Consider the following 23,103-nt stretch of genomic DNA (forward strand, 5'->3'; position numbering starts at 1 on the left):
GTCATTGACTTAGAGCTTGCGCAGCGGCTAGAACGTCTTCGACATGACCTGGCACTTTAACGCCGCGCCATTCTTTGCGCAGGATGCCTTCCTTGTCGATTAGGAAGGTGCTGCGCTCGATACCCAGGTACTCCTTGCCATAGAGCTTTTTAGGCTTGATGACCTCAAATAGTGTGCAAAGAGATTCATCTTTATCGCTGACCAGGTCGAAGGGAAAGTTCTGTTTGGCCTTGAAGTTCTCGTGAGACTTCAAGCCATCACGAGAAACGCCCAAGACTTCAGTGTTGGCAGCCTGGAACTGTGGGTAGAGGTCACGAAAGCCCTGGCCTTGAGTAGTGCATCCCGGCGTGCTGTCTTTAGGGTAAAAGTACAGTACAACCTGTCGGCCTTTCAGATTGGCAAGGGAGATGTCTCGGCCTCCAGTCGCCTTAGCGGAAAAGGAAGGGAGGGGGGCGTCGATCATTATAGTCATAGTGTCTTGCTCAAGGATTCTGTGGGCGCCAAGGCTCGATCAGGGCGTCGAGATTCAAGGCGTCAGCAAAGTCGAGGAATTGATCACGGAGCCAGCTGATCTGAGTACCGGCCGGTAACGTCACGGTAATAGTAGCCGTCAGCATAGTACTGCCGGTTTGAGGAGCCTGATAGGTATCACATACCAGGTTCTCCACATCAATATGGTGATCGCTAAAGAATTGGCAGAGCTCGTTGAGGATATCTGGCCGATAGGCAGCACTAACGTAAACAACATAAGGTAGTGCTTGTGGTCGGCTGTCCAATGCAGCGCTACGCGTGACTCCAATAGTAAATCCATGGCGCTTTGCCAGAGCTGGAAGACCTGTTTCCAGACGAGCAAGGCCATCCCAGTTGCCGGAAACTTGAAGAATAAGGGCGCTGAATTCTCCGTGCCGGCTCAGACGGCTGCTAACAACCGCACAGCGGCTTTCCAGGCAGCTGCGGTAGAGCACATTGGTCAGCTCCATCGGATTGGCGCCCAACGCACTAATAACTAGAAATTGCTCACGAGGCGGAGGTGTAGCGGACATTCAGTGTTTCCTGATGAAGAAACCGGCAAACCGGCCAAAGCAGAAGGGTAGCGAAAAGCGAGGTATTGGGGAATGCCCTAGGAGTACTTGGCTTGTGCAAGGCTGGTGGCGTCAGTACCATTACAGCTCTCTAATTTCGGCAGGAGCGGTTGCATGATCACAGGCAGTATGGTGGCGCTGGTCACGCCCATGGATGCACAAGGGCATCTGGACTGGTCCAGCCTGACCAAGCTGGTTGATTTTCATCTGACCGAAGGCACTAATGCTATCGTCGCGGTCGGTACTACGGGAGAATCCGCTACGCTGGATGTCGATGAGCATATTGAGGTCATTCGTCGGGTTGTTACCCAGGTCGCGGGGCGTATTCCAGTTATTGCTGGTACAGGTGGAAATTCTACCCGAGAGTCCATTGAGCTTACCCAGGCCGCCAAGGAGGCCGGTGCCGATGCTTGCCTGCTAGTAACTCCGTATTACAACAAGCCGACCCAGGAAGGCTTGTATCAACACTTCCGGCATATTGCCGAGGCCGTGGCAATTCCTCAGATTCTCTATAACGTACCGGGCCGCACCGCCTGCGATATGTTGCCGGAGACTGTTGAGCGTCTTTCTAAAGTACCGAATATTATTGGTATCAAGGAAGCAACTGGTGATTTGCAGCGTGCTCGGGATATTCTCGATCGGGTCGACGGCGATTTTCTCCTCTACTCAGGGGATGATCCAACCGCTGTCGAGCTGATTCTGATGGGAGGAAAAGGCAATATTTCCGTTACTGCCAATGTTGCGCCGCGTGAAGTAAGCAATCTGTGCGCCGCCGCTTTGCGTGGTGATGCCGAGACCGCACGGAGCATTAACGAAAAGCTGATGCCTTTGCATAAGAATCTCTTCATTGAGTCCAATCCGATTCCTGTAAAGTGGGCCCTACATGAAATGGGTATGATGCCCGACGGTATTCGCCTTCCCCTAACTTGGCTGAGCCCTCGTTGTCATGAGCCGCTGCGCCAGGCAATGCGTCAGTCCGGTATATTGGCCTGATGGAGTATGTACGCATGAAGCGATTGGTAGAAATGTCGGCCCTTGCAGTCATTATTGGTACAACCAGCGGCTGTGGTTGGCTATGGGGCGAACATGGCTATTTCCGTGATCGCGGCAACGATTATTTGGATGCTCGTCAGACGGCTCCTATGCAAGTTCCGTCTGATGTGCAGGCCAAACCCCTTGATCCGCTGTTACCGCTTCCGGCTAACGTCCCGGATGTACAGGCACGCTCGTCCAGTTTTGAAGTGCCTCGCCCACAGTCTTTGCCAATTCAAGCTGATACGGGCGACTATAGTCTTCAGCGCAGCGGCTCTTCCCGCTGGGCATTGGCGCAGCGGCAACCTGCAGAGGTATGGCCGGTAGCGCATCAGTTCTTTACGGATAATGGTTTCATTATTGCTGAGGAGCGGCCGCAGACGGGCGAGTTCGTGACGCAATGGCAACCACTGACCGACCTGACCACTCCTCTGGCTCGTAGCCTGAGTAGCAGTAGTGGACTTGAGCCGGGTAGCGAGACGCGGATACGGGTTCGGATCGAGCCTGGAGTTTCTAGTAATACCAGTGAAATTTTCGTTCAGAATCAAACGCGCCGAGTGGGAAGCACCAGCGAACCGGAGTGGTCCTCGCGCTCGAAGACTTCACCCTTCGATGCTGCTCTCTTGAATGAAATGGTCACCAGCTTGGCCAGTGCTGACACGCAAGGCGGTTCGGTGTCGTTACTGGCCGCGGGCTCTTACGATACGCCTGAGCGTGTTGCCTATTCTCAGGACGGTAATGGTAATCCCATGCTGACGTTGAGTAGTGATTTTGATCGGGCATGGTCCAGTATAGGTCGGGCGATTGAGGGGGCTAATATCCGGGTAGACGATCTTGATCGTAGCTTGGGTGTTTACTACATCAATCTTGCTGAAGGTGCGCTCAAGCCGGATCAGAGCAAACCAGGTTTCTTTGGTCGTCTGTTTGGTAGCCAGCCTTCTACAGAGGAGCAGGAGGCCCGTGCCGAACGTTACCAGGTACGGCTTACCCGAGTGGATGATGTCGTTCAGGTTACCCTCGACAAAAACATCAATACTGTGGCGCCGGCTGATGTCGCCGAAACGGTGCTGAAAAAGCTACAAACGAGCATGCAGTATGCGCTTCGCAGTCCTGGGCAGCGGGAGCCGGGGGAATTCAACCCTGGTTCACAGCCATAACACCTATATTCTGATCGACTGCGGTTTTCCGCTCCGTGAAACAATAAGACGCCTGGCTCGCCTGGGCGTCGAACCTTCACAGCTCGATGCCATTTTGGTTACCCATGAGCATTCTGACCATGTTCATGGAGTTGAGCTGTTGTCGCGTCGATACGGGATTCCGGTTTACCTAAGCGAGGGTACACGTCGCGGCTTACGCAAGCCCATCGATGCCGCTTGCATATTGAGCGCAGGCGATACACTCGAATTGGGCGCTTTGGAAGTCAAGAGTGTAGCTGTACCTCATGATGCTAATGACCCAACCCAGTTTGTGTTCTTTAATGGGAAACGTCGTCTCGGCGTGTTGACAGACTTGGGGGAAGCCACGTTAGGCGTACTGGAATGCTATCGTGACCTGGATGCTTTGGTGATCGAAGCTAACCATGATCGTCGAATGTTAGACGCAGGTCCTTATCCGTACTTTCTAAAGGCGCGGGTCGGAGGATCCCATGGGCATTTGAATAATCAGCAGGCGGCTGCACTTGTGGCCCGCCTGGAATGTGATGCGTTGCAGCATTTAGTGCTGGCGCACCTGAGTGAGAAGAACAACCGGCCGCATCTGGCCCGACAAACCTTCGTCGATACCTTGGGGTGCGACGCGGACTGGCTGCAGGTTGCCGATCAGCATGAAGGGTTGGAATGGCAATTAATTGCCTAGCCTTTCAATTTTTTACAGCGGAGCCACCATGGAAAAACGAACCGAACTCTACCGCGGCAAGGCCAAGTCCGTGTTCATGACAGATGATCCAGATCGTCTCATTCTCCTATTTCGAAATGATACGTCAGCATTTGATGGGCAGAAGGTCGAGCAGCTTGATCGCAAAGGCATGGTAAACAACAAGTTCAATGCCTTTATCATGCAGAAGCTCGAGGCAGCAGGGATTCCAACCCAATTCGATGCGTTGCTTTCGGACAATGAGTGTTTGGTTAAGAAACTCGATATGATTCCGGTCGAGTGTGTGGTGCGTAATTATGCTGCTGGCAGTCTCGTCCGCCGTTTAGGTATCGAGGAAGGGCTTCAGCTGACGCCACCGACGTTCGAGTTGTTTCTGAAAAATGATGCGCTGCATGATCCTTTTATCAACGAATCGCATGTATATGCTTTCGGCTGGGCGACGCCAGAGCAACTGGCGCGCATGAAAGAATTGACGTTCAAGGTTAACGATGTGTTGAACGCATTGTTTGATGATGCTGGCTTAATGCTGGTGGATTTCAAGCTTGAATTTGGCGTGCATCAGGGTGAGATTGTATTGGGTGATGAGTTCAGCCCTGATGGCTGTCGTTTGTGGGACAAGGCAACACGTAAGAAAATGGACAAAGATCGCTTCCGTCAGGGGCTCGGCAACGTGATCGAGGCCTATGAGGAAGTAGCTCAGCGTTTGGGTGTGCCGCTCTAAAAAGCGCGCAAGCGACTGATAACAGATGAAATTTTTATGTTTCGGGCTTCGCCTGTAGCTTTTCAGCTGATATCATGTGCCCCCATTGGAGAGATGCCGGAGTGGCCGAACGGGACGGATTCGAAATCCGTTGAGTCAGCAATGGCTCCTAGGGTTCAAATCCCTATCTCTCCGCCACTATATAAAAATCTTTGTAAATCAATTATTTACAAAGATATAGAAACAGCGGTTTGTAGCAGTGGTTTGCAGAAGTTTTGCCAAGCCGCAGTGATCAAATCGCTGTTTTTTTTCGCCTACCTTAATTGGGTCCGCTGATTAGTCCTTTCGCCCGGTATATCGCCTGTATTACCTCGGCAACCGTCTGAGGTGCGAAACGGCGTGTTTGCCTCGCCTCGTATAACCGGCGAGCGAATATGAATTAGAAGCTTGCATTTCGATACTGAGAGTTTGACGTCCGTAACTTCAGCAGTGCGGTAAATAGTCAGCTAACGGTTGCATGGGGGCGAAGCTCAGGCGAAGATTGAGCTTGGCACATAGCTATCATGGAAGAGACTCTCGCAATGCAGTATCGATATCAAATTGTCTGCTTGGCCAATTCGCAGAAACCTTACGGTAAGTGTGTGCTGGAAAATTTGGAAAGGTAATAACCGTAGCACGTGGGTATGTCCGATGAGCAATCGCCAGCAAGACTCCATCCGGCAGCTCTTTCAAGCAATCGAATTCTCTGTCTTGGAATCAACAACTTAAAATTGAGTAGGCTACGCCTCATGTCCTTTTGCGATACGGTTCTAGTTACGATTTCGTCAATCGAAGATAAAGTGAAAATTTGTCTCGATGCGATTCATTCTTTTGGAAATCAATCTTCTAATTATGGATCTTTGGCTGCAGCTATTATCGTAGCAGTGCTATTGTTTGCAGTTCGCGAGTTTTCTATTAAAGCCAAGAACTATTCAGGTATCTACTATGCAGTTAGTACTGTAGAGGATACGTCTTATAATCCCTTTCGCGAAATGAAAATGTTTCATACACTTGTCTTATTCTCAGACGGTTATGTCATTTCTGGAACAACTGAAAAGACCGGTGATATAGATAAGATTAGGTCTTATGAATACGAAGGCTCTGGAAAAATCAGGGGTGAGGTCAGCGGTAGGGTTGAGCGAAACTATTTCGGAAGTAGTGTGATGAACCTTCACATAGTGGAGCAGGGAAAGGATCGAGAAAGTACCTCATTTATGACTATAAAGGTTCGTCGATTTAGGTTCTTAAATCCATTGAGTTCTGGATCTTTTTACTCGACTGCTGCAAGAACGAAAGGAAGTGTGCTGTGTGGCAGAGAACCATTCAAAGAGCATCCTATAGGACATGTACCATTCCAATCTACTGCGGAATCGCAATCGTCAAATTGCTGAACTATAAACCGATTTTCTCAGATTTAGAGAAGTGTGCAGAAGTTGTTAATCATCTTCAAGGAGAGCATAAAGCCGAGATTACCGGTTCTCTAATTCATACCTTGGTTGTTGCAGAGGATCATCGGAATTCCTTGCACTTTGGTGTGGATCCGATAGCTATTCTTCGCTCCATAAAGGTCCGTATATTGCAAGGGAAACGGCAAGGAGCTAGTACTATTGAGCAACAATTTGTTCGGACGATAACAGCTCGCTATGAAAAAACTCCGAGACGTAAAGTGCGAGAACAAATTTTGGCAGTTATGCTGAGTTCGAGATTTAGTAAGGACGACATTGCGTCGTGTTATCTAAAAGTAGCCTACTACGGTGTGTCACTAGTCGGAATTAAAGGTGTGCGGGTTTTGAGAGCCGACAGTCGAGAATCCGCAAATGAAATAATTGTCGCCCATCTGAAGTATCCTAGGTCATCTAACCCAGAAGGGATGATGGCAAAAAAACATTCTATTAGAGTGACTCATATAAAAATGTTGCTTGCTAGATAGAATGCATTTGTTCTATTAGCTAAAAGAAACTTGAGGGTTTTGTAGCGGAGTTTTGTAGCAAAATACTCAAAATAGCCTGTGCCTATTGGTCTAGACAGGTTGTCGAGTATGACTCTGAGGGTCCCTATCTCTCCGCCAATAGCGAAATCAAAAGCCCCGGCTCTCGGGGCTTTTGCGTTTATGGGTATTCTAATCTGTAGCTTCCCCGACACGCTGTGCCAGAACATAGGAATCTTGTGCTCAAACTGAGCGTGATTACTTATACCTGGTGCAAGCTTGAAGCTGACTTATACTAAAGCGCCATATGAGGTCTGTCACTATTACACGCAGAGGCAAAGGCTCCAAAGCTTTTCCTTTAAGTTCTGTCTTATAGCTTTATCAGGAAACAAATCCGCTATAAGACAGTTGAGCGTGGTATTTTTTTCAGCTCTTTTATTCAGCATGCCTCTAAACTTTTTACTCTAGTTATAGAGCGTCGCTTCGCTGACAATTATCTTGCACACCTAGGTGCTGCTGTACCTAACTCTGCCTGTTTAAGAGCGAAGACATCTGGTCTAAACGATCCGAAGCCGTAGACAAGGCTCACTCCTAGCGTTGGGTAGCATGATTTAAACGGAGTGACGTCGCTTAAAGCTGATATTGAACAGACGACACAGTAAAAAATACAGCCTACCTCTTGCCTGAATACAGGCCAGGCGCCTGATTATGTCGAAGGGTTTACTCAGATTTTACCTATGCTCACTAACACACTTACATTCAAAAGTTTATAAATAAAGGGCTGGTGCGCGTATCGCCAGTGGTTTGACAATCCTTTTACCACCCCCAGCAACTGAACTAATCCCCCTGGTTCCGTTGTAGCTCCTCTCACAAACGTGGGGGTAGTTTTTTACAATAGTTTTTATGCGCGAATATCTAAGGCTGTAGGTTTGATACTAACCGTCTAGTAGTGGAGTTGCTGATTGAGGGTACTTCTAAAACTTTGAGTAGGGGTGGGTGTCGGACTACTGACATGGGTTAACGCTAAGTTAACTGTTGGTTTTATCGACGATAAGAGGAAAATGCATGAGCCTGTTCGGTAACATTCTGGCAAAGCTGGGTATCGGTAAGGATCAGCCTGCCACTTCTAATGAGACTCCTGGCGTTACGCCGTCCCCCTCTGATACCACGTCGGCATCTACGCCTACTGCTCCGGATACAGGCGCTGCTGCACCGCAGGCCATGAGCCAAGTGGATGTGGCGGCCAAGTTAGATAGTCTGGCTGCTAGTCACGCTGAAAAGCTGAACTGGAAGAGTTCTATCGTTGATTTATTGAAACTGCTCGATATGGATAGCAGTCTCTCGGCTCGGCAGGCCTTGGCGAAGGAATTGAATTGTCCCTCGGACAAAATGGACGATTCCGCACAGATGAATATGTGGCTGCATAAAGCCGTGTTACAAAAGCTCTCGGAGAACGGTGGTAACGTACCCGCTGATCTATTGGACTGATACGCAGTCGAAGCGTACAAGAGGCTACCTGATAGGTGGCCTTTTATATTTTTGAAAGTTAGGTATTGAATAGGCAAAAGCCTGAGGAATAGGATGCTTTCCTCTATTTCGCAGGGAGGAAAGACTTAGAGAGTGCTGATGTTCACAATGTGTCGTGCTTCAAGTGTTTAGAAATGCTTATTAAAAATGTACATGGAATGCCTTCTGGATCACTAATCAGTTCTTGCCGACACCGTTTGTCGATATCTATATTGCTGCTTCCCCTGTTTCGGTATGCTGTATATAGGTACAGTATTTAAGGATGATATCATGTCGATGAACCAGACTACGCTAGTCAATCAGGAAGACTCCGAAGAGGTTATGGGCGCGCTTTACATGCAGCAGGCCGATTACTTGGCTTTAGCCAAAGAGTTAAGACAGATAGCTCAGCGGCAGGCAATTCAAATGTCTCAAAGGCCCTTGGCTTGCAGTGAAGAGTGATAGTTACCTCAGTCGATGAAGAAAGAGTATCTCTTTCTTCATCGATGTGCTTTTCGCTTTTCAGCTCCGATTACTAATTGCTTCCAAGAGCCATTACTCGCTTAAGTACCGCCAAGGTACCTCTCAGGGGCTTCTAGGGTTAAATTACCCAGCACCTAAATAGATATAATATGTAAAGCGAAAGGCGTTGCTTGGGTGTTCTAGTTATCGCATCTGGGCATGAGCCTGTCTGTCCGTTTCGGCTGTACTAGGGCCAGATGGCTAAGTGTTGTGATATCTGAAGTTAGGCTTCAAATTTTGCCATGAGCGCCAATAAAGTGGTCTCTCCCGCATGAAGCGTGGGTTATATAACGCAGCGGATGGTTTACCCACGGTCTTGCGCGTTTGGCTAAAAATGATATTGAAGCGACTCACACCTTTTGAGAAGTTTCCCTTTGTCACGGTCCCTATGGTCTAGGTCGCTCTGTTTTGCACCTTGTTCTCTCACGTCTAGATGTGTGTAGGCCTAAATTACGCTCTGTTGGATGCAGTTTTCCTTCCATGATGGCTGGCCCTCTCAAAATGTCGAACGTTCCTCTATAAGTGGGTTCGAATCACAGTGAACCACCCACGCATAGACGAGAGAGGTGTGTCATGAGTAATTATCTGCAAGAACCCTTAAGGGCTCAGGACCCGAGTCCGATAAATCCTGATCCGGGTGCCGATGCCGAACATGATCCTTGGACCGAAGAGCCGGTTGGTCCGGATGGGTTGATTGAGAGGCCTGACGGTATTACGGATAATCCAGACGTGATAGGCGGAGATACGCCGCTGGTGCCAAGTTGATCAATGCTTTCCATGGCCGAGTCTTTTGCGCTCGGCCTTCATTTTTGTACATAGGTCAGGTTGATCAAGGTTCGTTGACTCTGGATGACCGAGCGACTTTGAACAGCCAATGTTTGTAGGCGCGCATTCAATTCCTTCTGTACTTTTAGGTCGGATACTTCAATCATTGAGCCGTTAAGGTTGATAACGTCAGCGTGTGCGTTGATATAGTCCAGCGTATCCACCACTGTTGTGAGTGCCTCATGTGCGGAGGGCAGCAACCTGTTAACGGCCTCTGCGGGCTGAGTAATAACCCTGTTGTATGCCTGATCATATACAGCAAGAAGTGGCTCGGATTGGCTGAGGGTACGCCGTTTCGCATCGGCCTTGTTCAATTCCTCTTTGATTAAAGTAGGCAGGTTCTCGATCTGGATGCGGGCCAACTCGATAGCCTCGCGGCGCTGCAAGGCTTCGCTCATGGACAAGGAGAAAAGTTGTTTGAGCGCTTCGGCGAGCGGTTGCCGGATGCGATGATTAAGTGAGGCCTGGAAGTCTTCCATCACGGCATAGTAGGCGACATAGTCGCCAAATATTTGCTTTTCCTTATCCGTTAGTACGGGAACATGCACGCCAGGTTTGTTGATAATGCGAGTCTGCAGGAAATTCGTGAACGCTTTGCGCTGCCTGTCTTCGTTCGAACAAGCACTCAACAACCCTGGGAAAAGTACTATCAACAGCAGGGCGAATACAAAATGACGTGCGAGCATGGGCGCTTCCTACGATGATAAGCAAAAGGCCACTAGATCTTTTCGCGTCGTACCTTATAGGGCAGGCGGCACGAGCGTCACTTGGTTTCGGAAGGTCATGCAGGAGGAGTGAACCCGATCAAGACAAGAGTGTGACAGGCCCTAAAAGAAGGCGGTATGCCTACAACAAATCGAGTGCCTATCCTATGGGGTTAAAGCTGTTTCCTGCCGAGCAATAGCGTTGCTCCTGGCGCCGGCTGTAGCTTTGTCCGTCACGTTCATATCGATTTTGCCAGGCTTGGCATTGTTGCTTGAAGTACTGTTTCGCACCTTTTCGGCATTCGCGGTAATCGATAGAACCCCTACGATGATTGCTGCAGACGCTAGTTCCATCGATACGGTTATCCACGACGTCCCATACCGCAAGATAACGTTCACCGCCGCTCCATTTCTCTATCCAATGTTGCTCATGCTCTCGTGGCGTTGCTGTGTGATGCTCGGCTCCTGAGGCCATATCTGCTTTGTACTGAGCCAGATAAGCAGCCGAGACCATTCCCTGTGCAGGTTTAGCAGCTTGAGCTTGCGTGCGAGGTACTTCACCAAAGCGGCAGTGCAAGACAGATTCGTCAATCGTATTGCTCCCCTGCATACATTCCCGTAACGGCTTAGGAACGTGAGTAACAACAGGCTCTTGTACTGTGATGGGACGTAGCTGTGAAGGTAAGGCAGATGATGAGGGCGTCTGGGTTACTGGTGGCGGGAAGGAGCTGGGTTGATCTGGTTTTAACTGCACGAAGCCATCAAGCGAATCCCAAATGACGACCATTATGGTGACGGCAACTGCCAGCCAGAAAACAGACACGATGGAAAAAGATTTACGCCGTGTAGGTGGCCGCGGCGCAATAGGCTCTCGTTTGGGGTTAGAGTTTTGCCGATATCGCTCTCGATGCCAGTCACGGTCATACATGCCCATGATGCTTCCTTGCTGGACAAAATAAGAGATTTTGCTTGTTTCAATATGTGATGAATATAGCTTTTTAGGGTATCCAAGGTCCTTTGTAAAAGCTAGCAATGGCAAAGCCTATTAAGGCTTGGGTTGCCAAGCGATAAGAGCATGCGGGCCACTATGTTCCGACTGTGAGTTATCTGAAGAGGTGTAACTGATCAAAGCATGAGGCCCTCCGCCGATGAAACGGCAGGAGGGCTAAAAGCTTCGTTATGATGTGTGTCGCTGTTGGCTGGCGCCATACCAGATAACCAGGGCAAAGCAGAGCATGGGTAACGAGTAGGCATAGGCGGTGCTACTCATGTCCGCAATCAGCCCCATGAAGTAAGGCATGATCGCGCCGCCTACAATAGCCATGATCATAAAGGAGCTGGCGCGCTTGGTGTGTGGGCCAAGGTTCTTCACGCCCAGGGCAAAGATGGTTGGGAACATGATCGACATGAAGAAGAACACTGCGATCAGGCCAATTACGGCAACACTGTCGAATCCGGCAATGACCAAGGCACATAGAAAGAAGTTGATCACGCCATAAATCATCATCAGGCGGGCTGGAGCGATGAAGCCCATCAGCCAAGTGCTGAAAAAGCGGCCCAGCATAAAGCACAGCATGGCGATGGAGAGCATGTAGGAGGCCGATTGACTGGAGGTATCTGTCCAATGCTCGGTTACATAGTTTATAAAAAATGCACCGATACCCACCTGCGCCGCTACATAAAAGAATTGGGTGATTACGCCGCCTACAAAGTGTTTGTGCTGCCACAGGGTACGGTTGTCTTGCCGGGCGATAGCCTCTTCCTGGCTGCGTAAATCTGGCAGAGATGTTTTGGCAAAAAGAAAGGCGATTATCAGGACCAGCGCGGCGATAGCCACATAGATCATGCTGACCGAACCAAGGCTTTCGGACGAGGCGGTGCCTGTGCTGCCTGTGGTAGAAAAGAACAGCGTGCCGCCGATGATCGGGCCGGTAAATTGGCCAAGGCCATTAAAGGACTGAGCGAAGTTAAGCCGGCGTTCGGCCCCGTTGGGATCGCCTAAAACAGTTGCGTAGGGATTCGCTGCCGTCTCCAGACAGCCCAGGCCGCAAGCGATCACAAACAGCGCAAAAAGAAACATGGCGAAGCTGGCCGAAGCTGCAGCCGGAACGAACAGCAGGGCACCCAAGGCATACAAGCATAGGCCGACCAGGATGCCGGCTTTATACCCACGTTTGCTCATGAAGATGCCAGCGGGTAGGGCAACGATGAAGTACGCACCAAAATAGGCGGCTTGAAGCAAGCCGGACTGAGCCTTGGTAACGTGCAGCGTCTCTTGAAAGTGCTTGTTGAGTACATCCAGCAGGCCATACGACAGGCCCCACATGAAGAACAGGCTGGTGACAAGGATGAATGCCCATTGATAGCCCGAGCGTTCCTGGCTGGCAGCGGGTGCGGCCGTTCTGCTTTGGTTGACTAACATGACAGCTCTCCGTGGTTCTTATTGTTGTGCAGCGTTGAGGTCATTGCAGGTGCTGTGAAATCGGGATCGTGGCGTCGCCTAATCGGGTGCTGGCTGATCGGCCAGACCAAAGATCTTTTGCATGGGTATCCATTTGCTACCCTCCGGCGTCCAGGGTGTAGGCGCCTGATAGCGCCACATCAGAGCTTCCCACTCCTGCACCTTGGGATTGGCGGCCGCGGCGGCATCAAAGGCTTCAAAGTTGAAGCCGGGTATGACGTCCATGATCATGACCAGTCGTGTGCCGAGCCGGTAGAGTTGCATGTCTTGTATGCCGGCGCTGCGTAGGTGCGTATCGATTTCCGGCCAGAGGCGCTGGTGCAGCCGTTCGTATTCGGCGATAAGGGCTGGGTCCTCCTTGAGGTCCAGTGCCAGGCAGTAGCGAGTGTTCATGTCAGGGCCCTATCGAGATGTGTATAGCCACCATCGACCGTGAGCCATTGTCCGGTGGTGTGGGCGGCGCGGGGCGACAAGAGAAACACCACGGTGCTGGCAATCTCTTCTGGAGTGGTCATACGCTTACCCAGCGGGATTTTGCTGACGATCTTGTCCAGCTTGCCGTTGGGGTCATCAAACGTGTTGAGCCAGTTTTCATAGAGTGGCGTCATTACCTCGGCCGGAATCACGGCATTTACACGAATGCCGTCAGCCAATAGCGAGGCCGCCCATTCGCGAGTCAACGATAGCTGCGCTCCTTTGGCAGCCGTGTAGCCGCTGGTGTTGCCTTGACCGGTCAGGGCCGTCTTGGAGCTGATATTGACGATACTGCCTTGGCTGTCCCTCAGCGCATCCAGGCAGAGGTGGGTCATCACGTAGTAGTGGATGAGGTTCTTTTCCAGCGACTGGATAAACGCCTCGCGACCCGCTTCCAGGCTTACCCCATCATTCACGCCAGCGTTATTGACCAATCCATCGATGCGGCCAAACTGAGTCCGAGTCTGCTCGACCGCCGCACGGCAAGAGGCTTCGTCGCACAGTTCGGTTTGGATAAAAAGCGCTTGAGGCTGGAGTCCATCCAGCTTAGCGGCAAAGTCGTTATCCAACGGCGTACGGCTAACGATAACTGGGATGGCGCCTTCTTCAGCGAGGCACAGAGAAATCGCGCCGCCGATACCTGAGCCGCCGCCGGTCACGATAAACACTTTTCCATCGAGATGCAGGTTCATGCAGCGTACTCCTGGGCTTGCTCCGTTAGGCCATACAGACGAATCGCATTACCGCCCATGATGGCGGCCCGTTCAGAGGCAGAAAGCGATGCGAGGGCTTGTTGCGTCAGTTGATAGACCTGATCGTACTCACCGGCCAGACGACATACCGGCCAGTCCGAGCCGAACAGGAGCCGCTCGGGGCCAAAGAGTTCCAGTGCCTGATTCAAATACGGAAGAAGCTGATCGGGCTGCCAGGTAGCCCATTCGGCTTCGGTAATCAGCCCAGATAGTTTGCAGTGCACATGGGGCAAGGCGGCCAGCGGTGCCAGCTGCTCGGCCCAGGTTTGAAAATTGCCATGGGTGACGGGAGGCTTGCCTAGATGATCGAGTATTAGAGGTTGCCGGTCGTGACGTCGGGCAAAGTCATAGGTAGCTGCAAGCGAGGAAGATTTAATGAGGATCTCGTAGAGGTAGCCTCTGGTTTGCAAAATAGCCACGCCCTGGTTAAAGGCTGTGTCAGCCAGAAACTCATTCGGATTCGCTTCATCCTGAATCTGATGGCGAAAGCCACGCAGGCGTTGTACGTCTTGCCAGCGATCAAGCGCATCGGGCAGGCTGGCGTCTCGCACATCTACCCAGCCGATAACACCGGCAATCCAAGGGTGTTCCTTTGCCAGCGCAAGCAGGGCGTTGGTTTCTTGTTCTGATTGCCGTGCCTGAACGGCAATACAGCCGCTGATCTGGTGTGCCTTTAGCAACGGCTTCAGATCGTTTGGCAGGTAATCGCGCTTGAGTACCAACATGCTGTCGTCGATCCAGCGGTAGTGGTCTGGCACGTAGCGCCAGAAGTGCTGGTGTGCATCGATTCGGGGTATTTCAGGGCATGTCATTGTTGTCGTCTCCTGAAATGTTGGGGTGGATATCAGGACGATCATTAGCCCAATCGGTTTGCCCGTTGGGTATCGGAGCTGGTCCTCTACCCAATCCTTGGTTAGGTATTACGGGGAAACCGATACTGCTGGCGTGAGGCTGGTTTCATGGTGATCGAAAAACCTGGCGCACTGGGTGGCATGTAAGCCGGACCTTTCATCTCGCAGGGGTCTTCGAAATGCTCATGCAAATGATCGACATACTCCACGACGCGGCCTTCATGAGTGCCGGCTACACAGAGATAATCGATCATGGCGATGTGTTGCACGTACTCGCACAGGCCTACACCACCGGCATGAGGGCAGACCGGTAGTTCGTACTTGGCAGCCATCAACAGCACGGCGAGCACTTCGTTCAGGCCGCCCAGGCGGCAGGCATCGATTTGCACCACATCGATGGCATTGCGCATGATGAACTGCTTGAACATGATACGGTTCTGACACATCTCGCCTGTGGCGACCTTTACCGGCGCAACACCTTCTTTGATCGTCCGATGGCCTTCTACGTCGTCCGGGCTGGTGGGTTCTTCGATGAACCAGGGCTTGGCAAAGGCGAGCCGGTTTACCCAGTCGATGGCTTCTCGCACTTCCCAGACCTGATTGGCATCGATCATGAGGTGCCGGTTGGGGCCGATAACCTCACGGGCGATCGTGACGCGGCGGATATCATCGTCAAGGTCACGACCAACTTTGAGTTTTACATGGGAGAAACCCGCATCGATGGCTTCCTGGCAGAGGCGACGCAGCTTGTCGTCCGGGTAGCCAAGCCAGCCAGCAGACGTGGTGTAGCAGGGGTAGCCGTGTTGCTTGAGCAACTGGATACGTTCTCTCTTGCCTTTAGCGCGTTCGGTGAGTAGTTGGACCGCCTCATCCGGCGTGATGCAATCAGTGATGTAGCGGAAGTCGACGCATCGAACCAATTCTTCAGGAGTCATATCGGCGACAAGTTGCCAGACCGGCTTGCCGACCTGCTTGGCCCAGAGGTCCCAGGCTGCGTTTACCACCGCGCCAGTAGCAAGGTGGATGGCGCCTTTGTCCGGACCAATCCAGCGCAGTTGGCTGTCACTGGTCATATGACGCCAGAAGCGACCCATGTCGGCAGTGATCCAATCGAGATCAAGTCCCTTGATCTGGTTTTCCAGCGCCTGGATAGCGGCACAGCAAATCTCGTTGCCGCGGCCAATGGTAAACGTCATGCCGTGGCCTTCGAGGCCAGACTGGTCTGTTTCCAGAATGACATAGGCGGCGGAATAGTCCGGGTCCGGATTCATGGCGTCCGAGCCGTCCAGTGCCTGGGAGGTGGGGAAGCGAATGTCCTCTACGCGAAGACCAGTAATTGTTATTGTCATATCGGCTCCTCTTCGTATCAGGGCAGCGGCCTGCTACAGGCCGCTGTTTAACGCATGGCGGGCGAGGGCGGCTGGAGGTTCAATCCGCCTGAACGGTGCGCTGCTTCTGCTCGCCCAGGCCGGCGATGCCCAGGCGCATTTCCTGGCCGGGCTTGAGATAGATGGGCTCGGGTTTGATGCCTAGGCCGACTCCGGGTGGCGTGCCGGTGGAGATCACATCGCCCGGTTGCAGGCTCATGCAGCGGCTCAGGTAGGCAATCAGTTCCGGTACTTTGAATACCATGGTGCGGGTATTGCCGTTCTGGTAGCGCTTGCCGTCCACTTCCAGCCAGAGGTCTAGTGCATGGGGATCGGCGATTTCGTCTTTGGTTACTAGCCAGGGGCCGAGCGGACCAAAGGTGTCAAAGCCCTTGCCCTTGTCCCAGGTGCCGCCGCGTTCGATCTGCCATTCACGTTCGGACACGTCGTTAATTACGCAATAGCCCGCCACATGATCCATGGCGTTGGCTTCATCGATATAGCGACCAGCCTTGCCGATAACCACGCCCAGCTCTACTTCCCAGTCTGTTTTGATCGAGCCGCGCGGGATTTCCACATTATCGTTCGGACCGCAGATAGCGCTGGTCCACTTGTTGAACACGACCGGCTCTTTGGGCACATCCAACCCTGATTCGGCGGCATGGTCGGCGTAGTTGAGGCCGATGCAAATGAATTTGCCAACGCGGCCTACGCAGGGGCCAATGCGTGGGGAGCCAGTAACAACAGGAAGACTGGTAGGGTCGAGGCGCTGAAGCGTGGCGAGCCTTTCTGCCGTAATGGCCTGACCGGCAATGTCATCGATGTGCCCGGAGAGGTCGCGAATCTGCCCCTGAGCATCCAGCAGGCCGGGTTTTTCCTGACCTTTTTCTCCGTAACGCAGCAATTTCATGAGGGATTTCCTTGTGCAATAAAAAGGATGGCGTGATGTTTAGGCGACCCAGCCGCCATCAATGACGTTAATGGTGCCTGTCGTAAAGCCCGACGCATCGGAGCCAAGGTAGAGCGCTAGAGCGGCGATCTCCTCAGGCCTGCCAATCCGTCCCATGGGCTGGCGCGACACAAACGCAGCATAGACTTCTTCTTCGGCGCGACCTTCCTGCTGGGCTTGGGCAGCGATGCGTTGACGCAGGGAGGGCGAGTCGACCGTACCGGGGCAGATCGCATTGCAGCGGATGCCCTTGGCCACAAAGTCGGCAGCTACGGACTTGGTCAGCCCAATGACGGCGGCCTTGCTGGCACAGTAGGCAAAGCGGTTTGGTACTCCTTTTACGCTGGAGGCCACCGAAGACATGTTGATGATCGAGCCGCCGCCGTTATCGATCATGGCCGGCAGAAAGGCGCGAATCATGCGGTACATGGCGGTAACGTTAAGATCGAAAGAAAATTTCCAGGCGTCCTCGTCGCACTCAAGGATGGTGCCGCTGTGCACGTAACCGGCGCAGTTGAAGAGAATGTCGACGACGCCAAGATCACTGGCAAGTGCCTGGATGGCGTCGGGCTGTGTGACATCAAGAGTATGGGAGCGGGCGTTGGGAAGCTCGGCGAGGGCGGCGGTGTTGATATCGACCGCAATGACGTCAGCACCCGCTTCGGCAAAGGCCAGGACGCTGGCGCGGCCAATCCCTTGAGCGGCAGCGGTGACGAGGACACGTTTTCCAGCAACGGACATGGGAGCCTCCTGTTTTTATTATTCATGGCAATGACCCGCTGGTATTAACCGCTGCTATGCTGGAGGCATATTGAGTGGCTAATGGTCAGGCCATTGGTCCTCTGGTTTAGCAGTGACTCTTTCGCTGTGCAAGTTTTTTCTGCAGGGCGAACGGTTTGATGTGGGCCGGTGGAATGCGTAATGCCAATACAAACAATTGAAAATCCAAGGCTTTATCGCCAGATTGCCGATCAGCTGCGCAGCTTGATCGAGAGCGGAGAGTTTCCTCCCGGCAGCCGTCTTCCTGCTGAACGGGAGCTGGCCAAGCAGATGGGTGTAAGCCGGGCCTCGGTACGTGAGGCGTTAATCGCCCTGGAGGTTATTGGTCTGGTGGATGTGCGGGTTGGTAACGGTGTGTTGGTCTGCGCCAGTGATCCGTGTTCAACGAGCGATGCCTCGGTAATGGAACTGGCCGCACGAGGCCAGTGGGTCGGACCGGACCCGGAACTGGGTATTGAGGTGGATTTCAATGCTGAAATTCCTCCGTTTTCATTGCTCCAGGCGCGTCGGTTGATTGAGCCGGAAACCGCCGCGCTGGCTGCCTTTAACGCCAGTGAGGAAGAGTTGGCCGGTATTCGCGCGGCATTCGAGCGCAACGTGCAGGACAACCGTGAAGGCTCGACAACACACCCGGGGGATCGGCTGTTTCATATCCGTATCGCCCAGGCCAGTGGCAATCCGGCGTATGCCCTGATGATCCAGCATTTGCTTGGGCATCGTTACGGTTCAATGTATCAACGCTTGCAGGCTCACTACACGCCTGATGACATGCCGCATCGCTCCGAGCATGAGCATCGGCACATACTGGAAGCGCTGGAAGCTCGGAATCCCGATGCAGCCCGCGCAGCCATGCAGGCGCATCTGGATGAGGTAATCCGGATTTTTTCTCGCGGACAGGAAGCGGAATAACGCCTTGTCATTCCATTGCCGTTGGCCTCAGCACAATCTCGTTGATATCGACGGCCGCCGGTTGGCCTATAGCGAAGGCAATCGACTGAGCGACCGATAGTGCAGGGATGGCCATTTCATGGATATGACGTACGTTTTTGGCAACATTCTCATCGGTCACGCTGTTGGGCAGTTCAGTATCAACGGGGCCGGGCGAAATAATGGTGCTGCGGATGTTGTAGGGCGTCATTTCCATGCGCAGCCCTTCGGCAATGGCGCGTACGCCAAACTTGGTTGCCGAATACACCGCACTGGTTGGCCGTACACGGTGCCCAGATAGAGACGAGACATTGATGACATGGCCGCTCTTCTGCTGCTGCATGACCGGCAAGACCGCGGCAATGCCATAAAGGGTGCCTTTGAGATTGATGTCGATCATGCGCTCCCAATCTTCAACCTTACGCTGATCGAGCCGCGAATTGGGCATGATGCCGGCGTTATTGATCATGACATCAACCCGGCCAAACGTCGCAATGGCCTGCTGAACCAGGGCTTCGACTTCCTGCCTCCTGGCCACATCCATTGGCATGACCTCGACCATGCCGCCGGCCTTGCGTATGTCCTGAGCGATGGCGTTGAGTTTGTCCAGACGGCGAGCGCCCAACACAACGGCTGCGCCTTCTGAACTTAAAAGCCGTGCCGTTGCTTCACCAATACCGCTGCTGGCGCCGGTAATGACAATAACCTTGCCTTTAATGTTGTTGCTCATGAAAGTACCTAAGTCGGGTGGTGTTATGAAAAGAACGTTTGAAAATGGACATGTTTCAAGCGGCGGTTATTTGATCGTTTTACGGTTTTTAAAAGACGCTTGAAATCCGGCATCTGATCCTTAAATTTTTCGGCGGCGTTTTTTGCCAGCGAACTTTCGCACCCTTCTGGCTTTGTTCATCTTTTATCAAGGAGATTGATCGATGAAGATCGCGCAGATTGCACCCTTGTATGAAGCGGTGCCGCCCAAGCTCTACGGCGGGACTGAAAGGGTCGTGGCCCACCTGACCGATGCGCTGGTCGAGCTGGGACACGAGGTGACCCTGTTTGCATCTGCTGATTCGCATACATCTGCCCACCTGGTGCCGGGCAGCGAGCAGGCGTTACGGCTCGACCCTACGCCGCTCAAGTCCGATATCGCCAGTCATCTGAGCATGCTGCACGAGTTGCGGGAGCGTGCCGATGAGTTTGACGTTCTGCACTTTCATGTCGACTTGCTGCAGTTTCCCCTGTTCGAGCCTCTTGCCGAGCGGACAATAACCACTCTGCACGGGCGGCTCGACCTCAAGGGGCTCCCGGAGATCTACCGGCGTTGGCACCGATTCCCGCTGGTATCCATCTCCCATCATCAACGTACCCCGCTGGCCTTTGCCAACTGGCACGGCACGGTCTATCACGGCCTACATGCTTCTACCTACCGGTTCCATGAACAGGTTGGGGATGGCTATCTCGCCTTTTTAGGGCGCATTTCGCCGGAAAAACGACCGGATCGGGCTATTGCCATTGCTCGCCAGGCTGGCGTTCCGATCAAGATTGCAGCCAAGGTGGACGCTGCCGACCGCAAGTATTTTGAGCAGGAGATCCGCCCGCTGCTGGATGATCCGCTAGTGGAGTTTATGGGTGAAATTGGCGACAGCGAAAAATCAGAATTTTTGGGCAATGCCCGTGCGCTGCTCTTTCCCATCGACTGGCCGGAGCCGTTCGGGCTGGTGATGATTGAGGCCATGGCCTGTGGTACGCCAGTTATTGCCTGGCGCTGCGGCTCGGTGCCGGAAGTGATAGAGCCGGATGTCACAGGCTATATCGTTGACAGTGAAGCGCAGGCGGTAGAGGCAGTACGAAAGGTGATGACGCTCGACCGGCGGCGGGTACGTAGTGTGTTCGAGCAGCGCTTCTCGGCTACAGCCATGGCCAGACACTATCTGGAGCTGTACCGGCAGCTGCCGGGCGCTCGGAGCGCTGAAGACGATTTCAAGCAAACTGCATAACGACCATGAGTGAGATCCTTATGTCTGATCAATCAGCACAGCGAGGAAGCGAGGTCGAACAGGCACGACGGCTGTTCGTGCTCATGGAAGGCGACACGTTTGTTGTGGCAGATGCCTACGGCGATATGGGCGGACAAGATGATGGGCTGTTCCATAACGACACCCGGATTGTGTCTCGCTATCGATTTACCGTGGCGGGCAAGCGGCCTGCATTGCTCTCGGCATCGGTCAGTCAGGATAACGTCTATTTTACGTCCCATCAGACTAACCAACCGTTGCCGCGGTTGGGTGAAAGCACCACGCCCGAAGGGGTCATTCATATCGAGCGTAAACGCTTCATCTGGAAGGGGTATGTGCATGAGCGCATTCTTCTGGCCAACTACAGCGACCAGCCTACGGAGGTCCCGCTGGGGCTTCAATTCGGAGCGGACTTCCGCGATATGTTCGAAGTACGGGGGCAACAGCGCGCTCACCGAGGCGCGCAGGAGCATACCCAGATGGCCGAGCGTAGCGTCACGCTGCGTTATCTCGGGCTTGACGAGCAGCAGCGCCGTGCCGCCATCAGCTTTTCCGAGCAGCCTGTCGAGCTGAGCGAGCAGGGCGCACACTTCCGGGTGGCGCTGGAAGGCCGTGGTAGCTGGGAGCTGTACATCGATATCGGGCCTGAACCGGTGCAGTCTTCGCGCTCCCGTTATCGACAGGCTGCTGCCCAGGCGCGACGCAGTATGCGGAAACGTCAACGGCGCGGTGCTCAGGTCAAGGCATCCGGCCGCCTGTTCCAGGCATGGCTCGAAAAGTCCCGCGCAGACCTGGCCCTGCTGACCGCAGAGTTGCCCACCGGGCCGTATCCCTATGCCGGTGTGCCCTGGTACTCCACGCCCTTCGGGCGCGATGCCATTATCACGGCTCATCAGGTGCTCTGGTTGAATCCTGAGTTGGCGCGTGGGGTATTGTCGTACCTGGCGCAGCATCAAGCCCATGAAACGTCGAGCTTTCGCGATGCCGAACCCGGCAAGATCATGCACGAGACGCGCAAGGGGGAGATGTCGGTTCTTAACGAGCTGCCGTTCGGTCGCTATTACGGCGGAGTGGATACCACGCCGCTGTTCATCATGCTGGCAGGCGCCTATATCCGGCGCACTGGCGATGTGGCCTTTATCAACGAAATCTGGGCCGCCCTGCAGAACGCTATTCACTGGGTGGAGGGCAATGCCGAGCGTAACGCGCAAGGCTTTATCAGCTATGCCCGGGCTGAGGCGAGCGGTCTGGCCAACCAGGGATGGAAGGACAGCCATGACTCTATTTTCCATGCCGATGGCCGTACCCCAGAAGGCCCGATTTCTCTGGTTGAAGTACAGGGATATGCCTACCGGGCTTATCTGAGCATGGCTGAGCTGGCGGAGTGGCGTGGTGAAAGCGACAAGGCTACTCACTGGCGCCAGCGCGCCGAGCAACTGCGCGAGGCGGTGGAAAAGCATTTCTGGCTGGAAGGACGACAGTTCTATGCCCTGGCTCTGGACGGTCATGGCGAGTCGTGTGCAGTACGAGCCTCCAATGCGGGCCATCTCTTGTTTACCGGCCTACCGCAGCCGGAACGTGGTCAGGCAGTGGCGCAACAGTTGTTATCGCGCGCGTTCAACTCGGGGTGGGGGGTACGAACCCTGGTGCCGGAGGCCGTGCGGTTCAATCCCATGTCCTATCACAATGGTTCGGTCTGGCCGCATGATGTCGCATTGTGCGCGGCCGGTATGGCGCGCTACGGTGAACGGGAAGGAGTGGTGCGTTTGCTCGGAAACATGTTTGAGGCGGCGGCGCATTTTGGTATGCGCTTGCCTGAACTCTTCTGTGGCTTCGAGCGTGCGCCCGGTGAGGCGCCGATCGCCTATCCAGTCGCGTGCCTGCCGCAGGCCTGGGCGGCCGGATCGGTGTTCATGCTCCTGCAGGCCTGCTTGGGCGTGGAAATCGACGGGCACGCGAAACGGGTCGTCATTACTCAGCCGCGTTTACCGTTGGGTATCGACCGTATCCAGCTAAGGCAGCTACGCCTGGGCGATCAGTCGGTAGATCTAGTCTTCCAGCGCTTGGGAGAGCGGGTAGTAGCCTTTGTTGAAGGACACAGCGCAGTCAGGGTAGACATTCGCCTATAAGACAACACAGCAAGGCCAGGCGGAGGCTTGGCCTTGCTGCGCTTGCCAGCAGACAAGCGGTCGGATACCTGTCGGGGCTGCATGATTCAAGGCTCAGCCGGGTATTTGCTGGCACTACGTCCGTATGAAAAGTTTACCTGTGGTCTTTGCCAGTCTGGCTCTCGAAGTGTGATCTCCGTACCCTTCGCA

General features: G+C 53.4%; 24 protein-coding genes and 1 tRNA gene. 13 read left to right on the forward strand and 12 right to left on the reverse strand.

Features of this window, described 5'->3' with window-relative positions:
- Position 1 precedes the first annotated feature (1 nt).
- Together IQ22_RS01585 and IQ22_RS01590 are read right to left on the reverse strand one after the other, a co-directional pair.
- Positions 2 to 472, reverse strand: coding sequence for a peroxiredoxin (locus IQ22_RS01585; RefSeq protein ID WP_145137029.1), 471 nt, complete (start codon positions 470 to 472; stop codon positions 2 to 4).
- 10 nt (positions 473 to 482) lie between these two features.
- Positions 483 to 1,043 carry a glycine cleavage system transcriptional repressor gene (locus IQ22_RS01590; protein ID WP_145137032.1) on the reverse strand — a complete coding sequence of 187 codons (561 nt, stop codon included), beginning with the start codon at positions 1,041 to 1,043 and terminating at the stop codon, positions 483 to 485.
- Between the two features lie 153 nt (positions 1,044 to 1,196).
- Between IQ22_RS01590 and dapA the strand changes: the two genes are divergently transcribed.
- The 10 genes from dapA to IQ22_RS01630 all read left to right on the forward strand — a co-directional run bounded on the left by dapA (position 1,197) and on the right by IQ22_RS01630 (position 9,445).
- Positions 1,197 to 2,075, forward strand: coding sequence for a 4-hydroxy-tetrahydrodipicolinate synthase (dapA, locus tag IQ22_RS01595; protein WP_145137035.1), 879 nt, complete (start codon positions 1,197 to 1,199; stop codon positions 2,073 to 2,075).
- Between the two features lie 14 nt (positions 2,076 to 2,089).
- The gene (gene bamC, locus IQ22_RS01600) at positions 2,090 to 3,271 is read left to right on the forward strand and encodes an outer membrane protein assembly factor BamC (protein WP_145137038.1); all 1,182 of its coding nucleotides are present in this window, start codon (positions 2,090 to 2,092) and stop codon (positions 3,269 to 3,271) included.
- Positions 3,210 to 3,968, forward strand: coding sequence for an MBL fold metallo-hydrolase (locus IQ22_RS01605; protein WP_145137041.1), 759 nt, complete (start codon positions 3,210 to 3,212; stop codon positions 3,966 to 3,968). The genes bamC and IQ22_RS01605 overlap by 62 nt, the downstream gene beginning before the upstream one ends.
- A 28-nt stretch (positions 3,969 to 3,996) precedes the next feature.
- Positions 3,997 to 4,707, forward strand: coding sequence for a phosphoribosylaminoimidazolesuccinocarboxamide synthase (purC, locus tag IQ22_RS01610; protein WP_145137044.1), 711 nt, complete (start codon positions 3,997 to 3,999; stop codon positions 4,705 to 4,707).
- Between the two features lie 87 nt (positions 4,708 to 4,794).
- Positions 4,795 to 4,884, forward strand: a tRNA-Ser gene (locus IQ22_RS01615).
- A gap of 485 nt (positions 4,885 to 5,369) precedes the next feature.
- The gene (locus tag IQ22_RS23115; protein ID WP_158635395.1) at positions 5,370 to 6,116 is read left to right on the forward strand and encodes a hypothetical protein; all 747 of its coding nucleotides are present in this window, start codon (positions 5,370 to 5,372) and stop codon (positions 6,114 to 6,116) included.
- The gene (locus IQ22_RS23980; RefSeq protein WP_425298828.1) at positions 6,032 to 6,655 is read left to right on the forward strand and encodes a biosynthetic peptidoglycan transglycosylase; all 624 of its coding nucleotides are present in this window, start codon (positions 6,032 to 6,034) and stop codon (positions 6,653 to 6,655) included. The genes IQ22_RS23115 and IQ22_RS23980 overlap by 85 nt, the downstream gene beginning before the upstream one ends.
- Before the next feature lie 1,062 nt (positions 6,656 to 7,717).
- Positions 7,718 to 8,140, forward strand: coding sequence for a DUF3597 domain-containing protein (locus tag IQ22_RS01625; RefSeq protein WP_145137047.1), 423 nt, complete (start codon positions 7,718 to 7,720; stop codon positions 8,138 to 8,140).
- A 309-nt stretch (positions 8,141 to 8,449) separates the two neighbouring features.
- The gene (locus IQ22_RS23120; protein ID WP_158635397.1) at positions 8,450 to 8,620 is read left to right on the forward strand and encodes a hypothetical protein; all 171 of its coding nucleotides are present in this window, start codon (positions 8,450 to 8,452) and stop codon (positions 8,618 to 8,620) included.
- 633 nt (positions 8,621 to 9,253) lie between these two features.
- Positions 9,254 to 9,445 carry a hypothetical protein gene (locus IQ22_RS01630; RefSeq protein WP_145137050.1) on the forward strand — a complete coding sequence of 64 codons (192 nt, stop codon included), beginning with the start codon at positions 9,254 to 9,256 and terminating at the stop codon, positions 9,443 to 9,445.
- 38 nt (positions 9,446 to 9,483) lie between these two features.
- On the opposite strand, the gene IQ22_RS01635 is transcribed toward IQ22_RS01630, so the two are convergent.
- The 9 genes from IQ22_RS01635 to IQ22_RS01675 form a co-directional block, all read right to left on the reverse strand.
- On the reverse strand, positions 9,484 to 10,191 hold the full coding sequence (locus IQ22_RS01635) for a DUF3053 family protein (protein WP_145137053.1): 708 nt from the start codon (positions 10,189 to 10,191) through the stop codon (positions 9,484 to 9,486).
- A 178-nt stretch (positions 10,192 to 10,369) separates the two neighbouring features.
- Complete coding sequence (locus IQ22_RS01640) at positions 10,370 to 11,242, reverse strand: hypothetical protein (RefSeq protein WP_145137056.1); 873 nt, start codon at positions 11,240 to 11,242, stop codon at positions 10,370 to 10,372.
- A gap of 144 nt (positions 11,243 to 11,386) precedes the next feature.
- Complete coding sequence (gene fucP / locus IQ22_RS01645; protein ID WP_145137059.1) at positions 11,387 to 12,631, reverse strand: L-fucose:H+ symporter permease; 1,245 nt, start codon at positions 12,629 to 12,631, stop codon at positions 11,387 to 11,389.
- 78 nt (positions 12,632 to 12,709) lie between these two features.
- A complete protein-coding gene (locus IQ22_RS01650; RefSeq protein ID WP_145137062.1) occupies positions 12,710 to 13,063 on the reverse strand; it encodes an L-rhamnose mutarotase in 354 nt (117 codons plus the stop codon).
- A complete protein-coding gene (locus IQ22_RS01655; RefSeq protein ID WP_145137065.1) occupies positions 13,060 to 13,836 on the reverse strand; it encodes an L-fucose dehydrogenase in 777 nt (258 codons plus the stop codon). Before IQ22_RS01655 ends, IQ22_RS01650 begins: the two co-directional genes overlap by 4 nt.
- The gene (locus tag IQ22_RS01660; protein WP_145137068.1) at positions 13,833 to 14,708 is read right to left on the reverse strand and encodes an amidohydrolase family protein; all 876 of its coding nucleotides are present in this window, start codon (positions 14,706 to 14,708) and stop codon (positions 13,833 to 13,835) included. The genes IQ22_RS01655 and IQ22_RS01660 overlap by 4 nt, the downstream gene beginning before the upstream one ends.
- A gap of 101 nt (positions 14,709 to 14,809) precedes the next feature.
- Entirely contained in the window at positions 14,810 to 16,096 is a 1,287-nt protein-coding gene (locus tag IQ22_RS01665) for an L-fuconate dehydratase (protein WP_145137071.1), read from the reverse strand.
- A gap of 79 nt (positions 16,097 to 16,175) precedes the next feature.
- Positions 16,176 to 17,024 carry an ureidoglycolate lyase gene (locus IQ22_RS01670; protein ID WP_145137074.1) on the reverse strand — a complete coding sequence of 283 codons (849 nt, stop codon included), beginning with the start codon at positions 17,022 to 17,024 and terminating at the stop codon, positions 16,176 to 16,178.
- 39 nt (positions 17,025 to 17,063) lie between these two features.
- Entirely contained in the window at positions 17,064 to 17,804 is a 741-nt protein-coding gene (locus tag IQ22_RS01675; RefSeq protein WP_145137077.1) for an SDR family oxidoreductase, read from the reverse strand.
- Between the two features lie 180 nt (positions 17,805 to 17,984).
- Here IQ22_RS01675 and IQ22_RS01680 point away from each other — a divergent pair, with 180 nt between their 5' ends.
- On the forward strand, positions 17,985 to 18,752 hold the full coding sequence (locus IQ22_RS01680) for a FadR/GntR family transcriptional regulator (protein WP_145137080.1): 768 nt from the start codon (positions 17,985 to 17,987) through the stop codon (positions 18,750 to 18,752).
- Between the two features lie 7 nt (positions 18,753 to 18,759).
- Here IQ22_RS01680 and IQ22_RS01685 read toward each other — a convergent pair whose 3' ends face one another.
- Positions 18,760 to 19,500: an SDR family oxidoreductase gene (locus IQ22_RS01685; RefSeq protein WP_145137083.1), complete on the reverse strand. Its 741-nt coding sequence runs from the start codon at positions 19,498 to 19,500 to the stop codon at positions 18,760 to 18,762.
- 202 nt (positions 19,501 to 19,702) lie between these two features.
- Between IQ22_RS01685 and IQ22_RS01690 the strand changes: the two genes are divergently transcribed.
- Complete coding sequence (locus IQ22_RS01690; RefSeq protein WP_145137086.1) at positions 19,703 to 20,767, forward strand: glycosyltransferase family 4 protein; 1,065 nt, start codon at positions 19,703 to 19,705, stop codon at positions 20,765 to 20,767.
- 20 nt (positions 20,768 to 20,787) lie between these two features.
- Positions 20,788 to 22,914, forward strand: a complete 2,127-nt coding sequence (locus IQ22_RS01695; RefSeq protein ID WP_244308855.1) for an amylo-alpha-1,6-glucosidase — start codon at positions 20,788 to 20,790, stop codon at positions 22,912 to 22,914.
- Positions 22,915 to 23,103: the final 189 nt, after the last annotated feature.

Origin of the sequence: Pseudomonas duriflava (assembly GCF_007830155.1) — a bacterium.
Classification (GTDB): Bacteria; Pseudomonadota; Gammaproteobacteria; order Pseudomonadales; family Pseudomonadaceae; genus Chryseomonas; species Chryseomonas duriflava.

Coding starts and splice junctions, on each gene's coding strand:
- IQ22_RS01630 (WP_145137050.1), top strand. CDS start 9,254: ATGAGTAATTATCTGCAAGAACCCTTAAGGGCTCAGGACCCGAGTCCG.
- IQ22_RS23115 (WP_158635395.1), top strand. CDS start 5,370: ATGTCCGATGAGCAATCGCCAGCAAGACTCCATCCGGCAGCTCTTTCA.
- IQ22_RS01695 (WP_244308855.1), top strand. CDS start 20,788: ATGTCTGATCAATCAGCACAGCGAGGAAGCGAGGTCGAACAGGCACGA.
- IQ22_RS01665 (WP_145137071.1), bottom strand. CDS start 16,096: ATGACAATAACAATTACTGGTCTTCGCGTAGAGGACATTCGCTTCCCC.
- IQ22_RS01685 (WP_145137083.1), bottom strand. CDS start 19,500: ATGAGCAACAACATTAAAGGCAAGGTTATTGTCATTACCGGCGCCAGC.
- IQ22_RS01655 (WP_145137065.1), bottom strand. CDS start 13,836: ATGAACCTGCATCTCGATGGAAAAGTGTTTATCGTGACCGGCGGCGGC.
- purC (WP_145137044.1), top strand. CDS start 3,997: ATGGAAAAACGAACCGAACTCTACCGCGGCAAGGCCAAGTCCGTGTTC.
- IQ22_RS01670 (WP_145137074.1), bottom strand. CDS start 17,024: ATGAAATTGCTGCGTTACGGAGAAAAAGGTCAGGAAAAACCCGGCCTG.
- dapA (WP_145137035.1), top strand. CDS start 1,197: ATGATCACAGGCAGTATGGTGGCGCTGGTCACGCCCATGGATGCACAA.
- IQ22_RS01675 (WP_145137077.1), bottom strand. CDS start 17,804: ATGTCCGTTGCTGGAAAACGTGTCCTCGTCACCGCTGCCGCTCAAGGG.
- IQ22_RS01625 (WP_145137047.1), top strand. CDS start 7,718: ATGAGCCTGTTCGGTAACATTCTGGCAAAGCTGGGTATCGGTAAGGAT.
- IQ22_RS01585 (WP_145137029.1), bottom strand. CDS start 472: ATGACTATAATGATCGACGCCCCCCTCCCTTCCTTTTCCGCTAAGGCG.
- IQ22_RS23120 (WP_158635397.1), top strand. CDS start 8,450: ATGTCGATGAACCAGACTACGCTAGTCAATCAGGAAGACTCCGAAGAG.
- fucP (WP_145137059.1), bottom strand. CDS start 12,631: ATGTTAGTCAACCAAAGCAGAACGGCCGCACCCGCTGCCAGCCAGGAA.
- IQ22_RS01605 (WP_145137041.1), top strand. CDS start 3,210: ATGCGCTTCGCAGTCCTGGGCAGCGGGAGCCGGGGGAATTCAACCCTG.
- IQ22_RS01690 (WP_145137086.1), top strand. CDS start 19,703: ATGAAGATCGCGCAGATTGCACCCTTGTATGAAGCGGTGCCGCCCAAG.
- IQ22_RS01680 (WP_145137080.1), top strand. CDS start 17,985: ATGCCAATACAAACAATTGAAAATCCAAGGCTTTATCGCCAGATTGCC.
- IQ22_RS01660 (WP_145137068.1), bottom strand. CDS start 14,708: ATGACATGCCCTGAAATACCCCGAATCGATGCACACCAGCACTTCTGG.
- bamC (WP_145137038.1), top strand. CDS start 2,090: ATGAAGCGATTGGTAGAAATGTCGGCCCTTGCAGTCATTATTGGTACA.
- IQ22_RS01650 (WP_145137062.1), bottom strand. CDS start 13,063: ATGAACACTCGCTACTGCCTGGCACTGGACCTCAAGGAGGACCCAGCC.
- IQ22_RS01635 (WP_145137053.1), bottom strand. CDS start 10,191: ATGCTCGCACGTCATTTTGTATTCGCCCTGCTGTTGATAGTACTTTTC.
- IQ22_RS01590 (WP_145137032.1), bottom strand. CDS start 1,043: ATGTCCGCTACACCTCCGCCTCGTGAGCAATTTCTAGTTATTAGTGCG.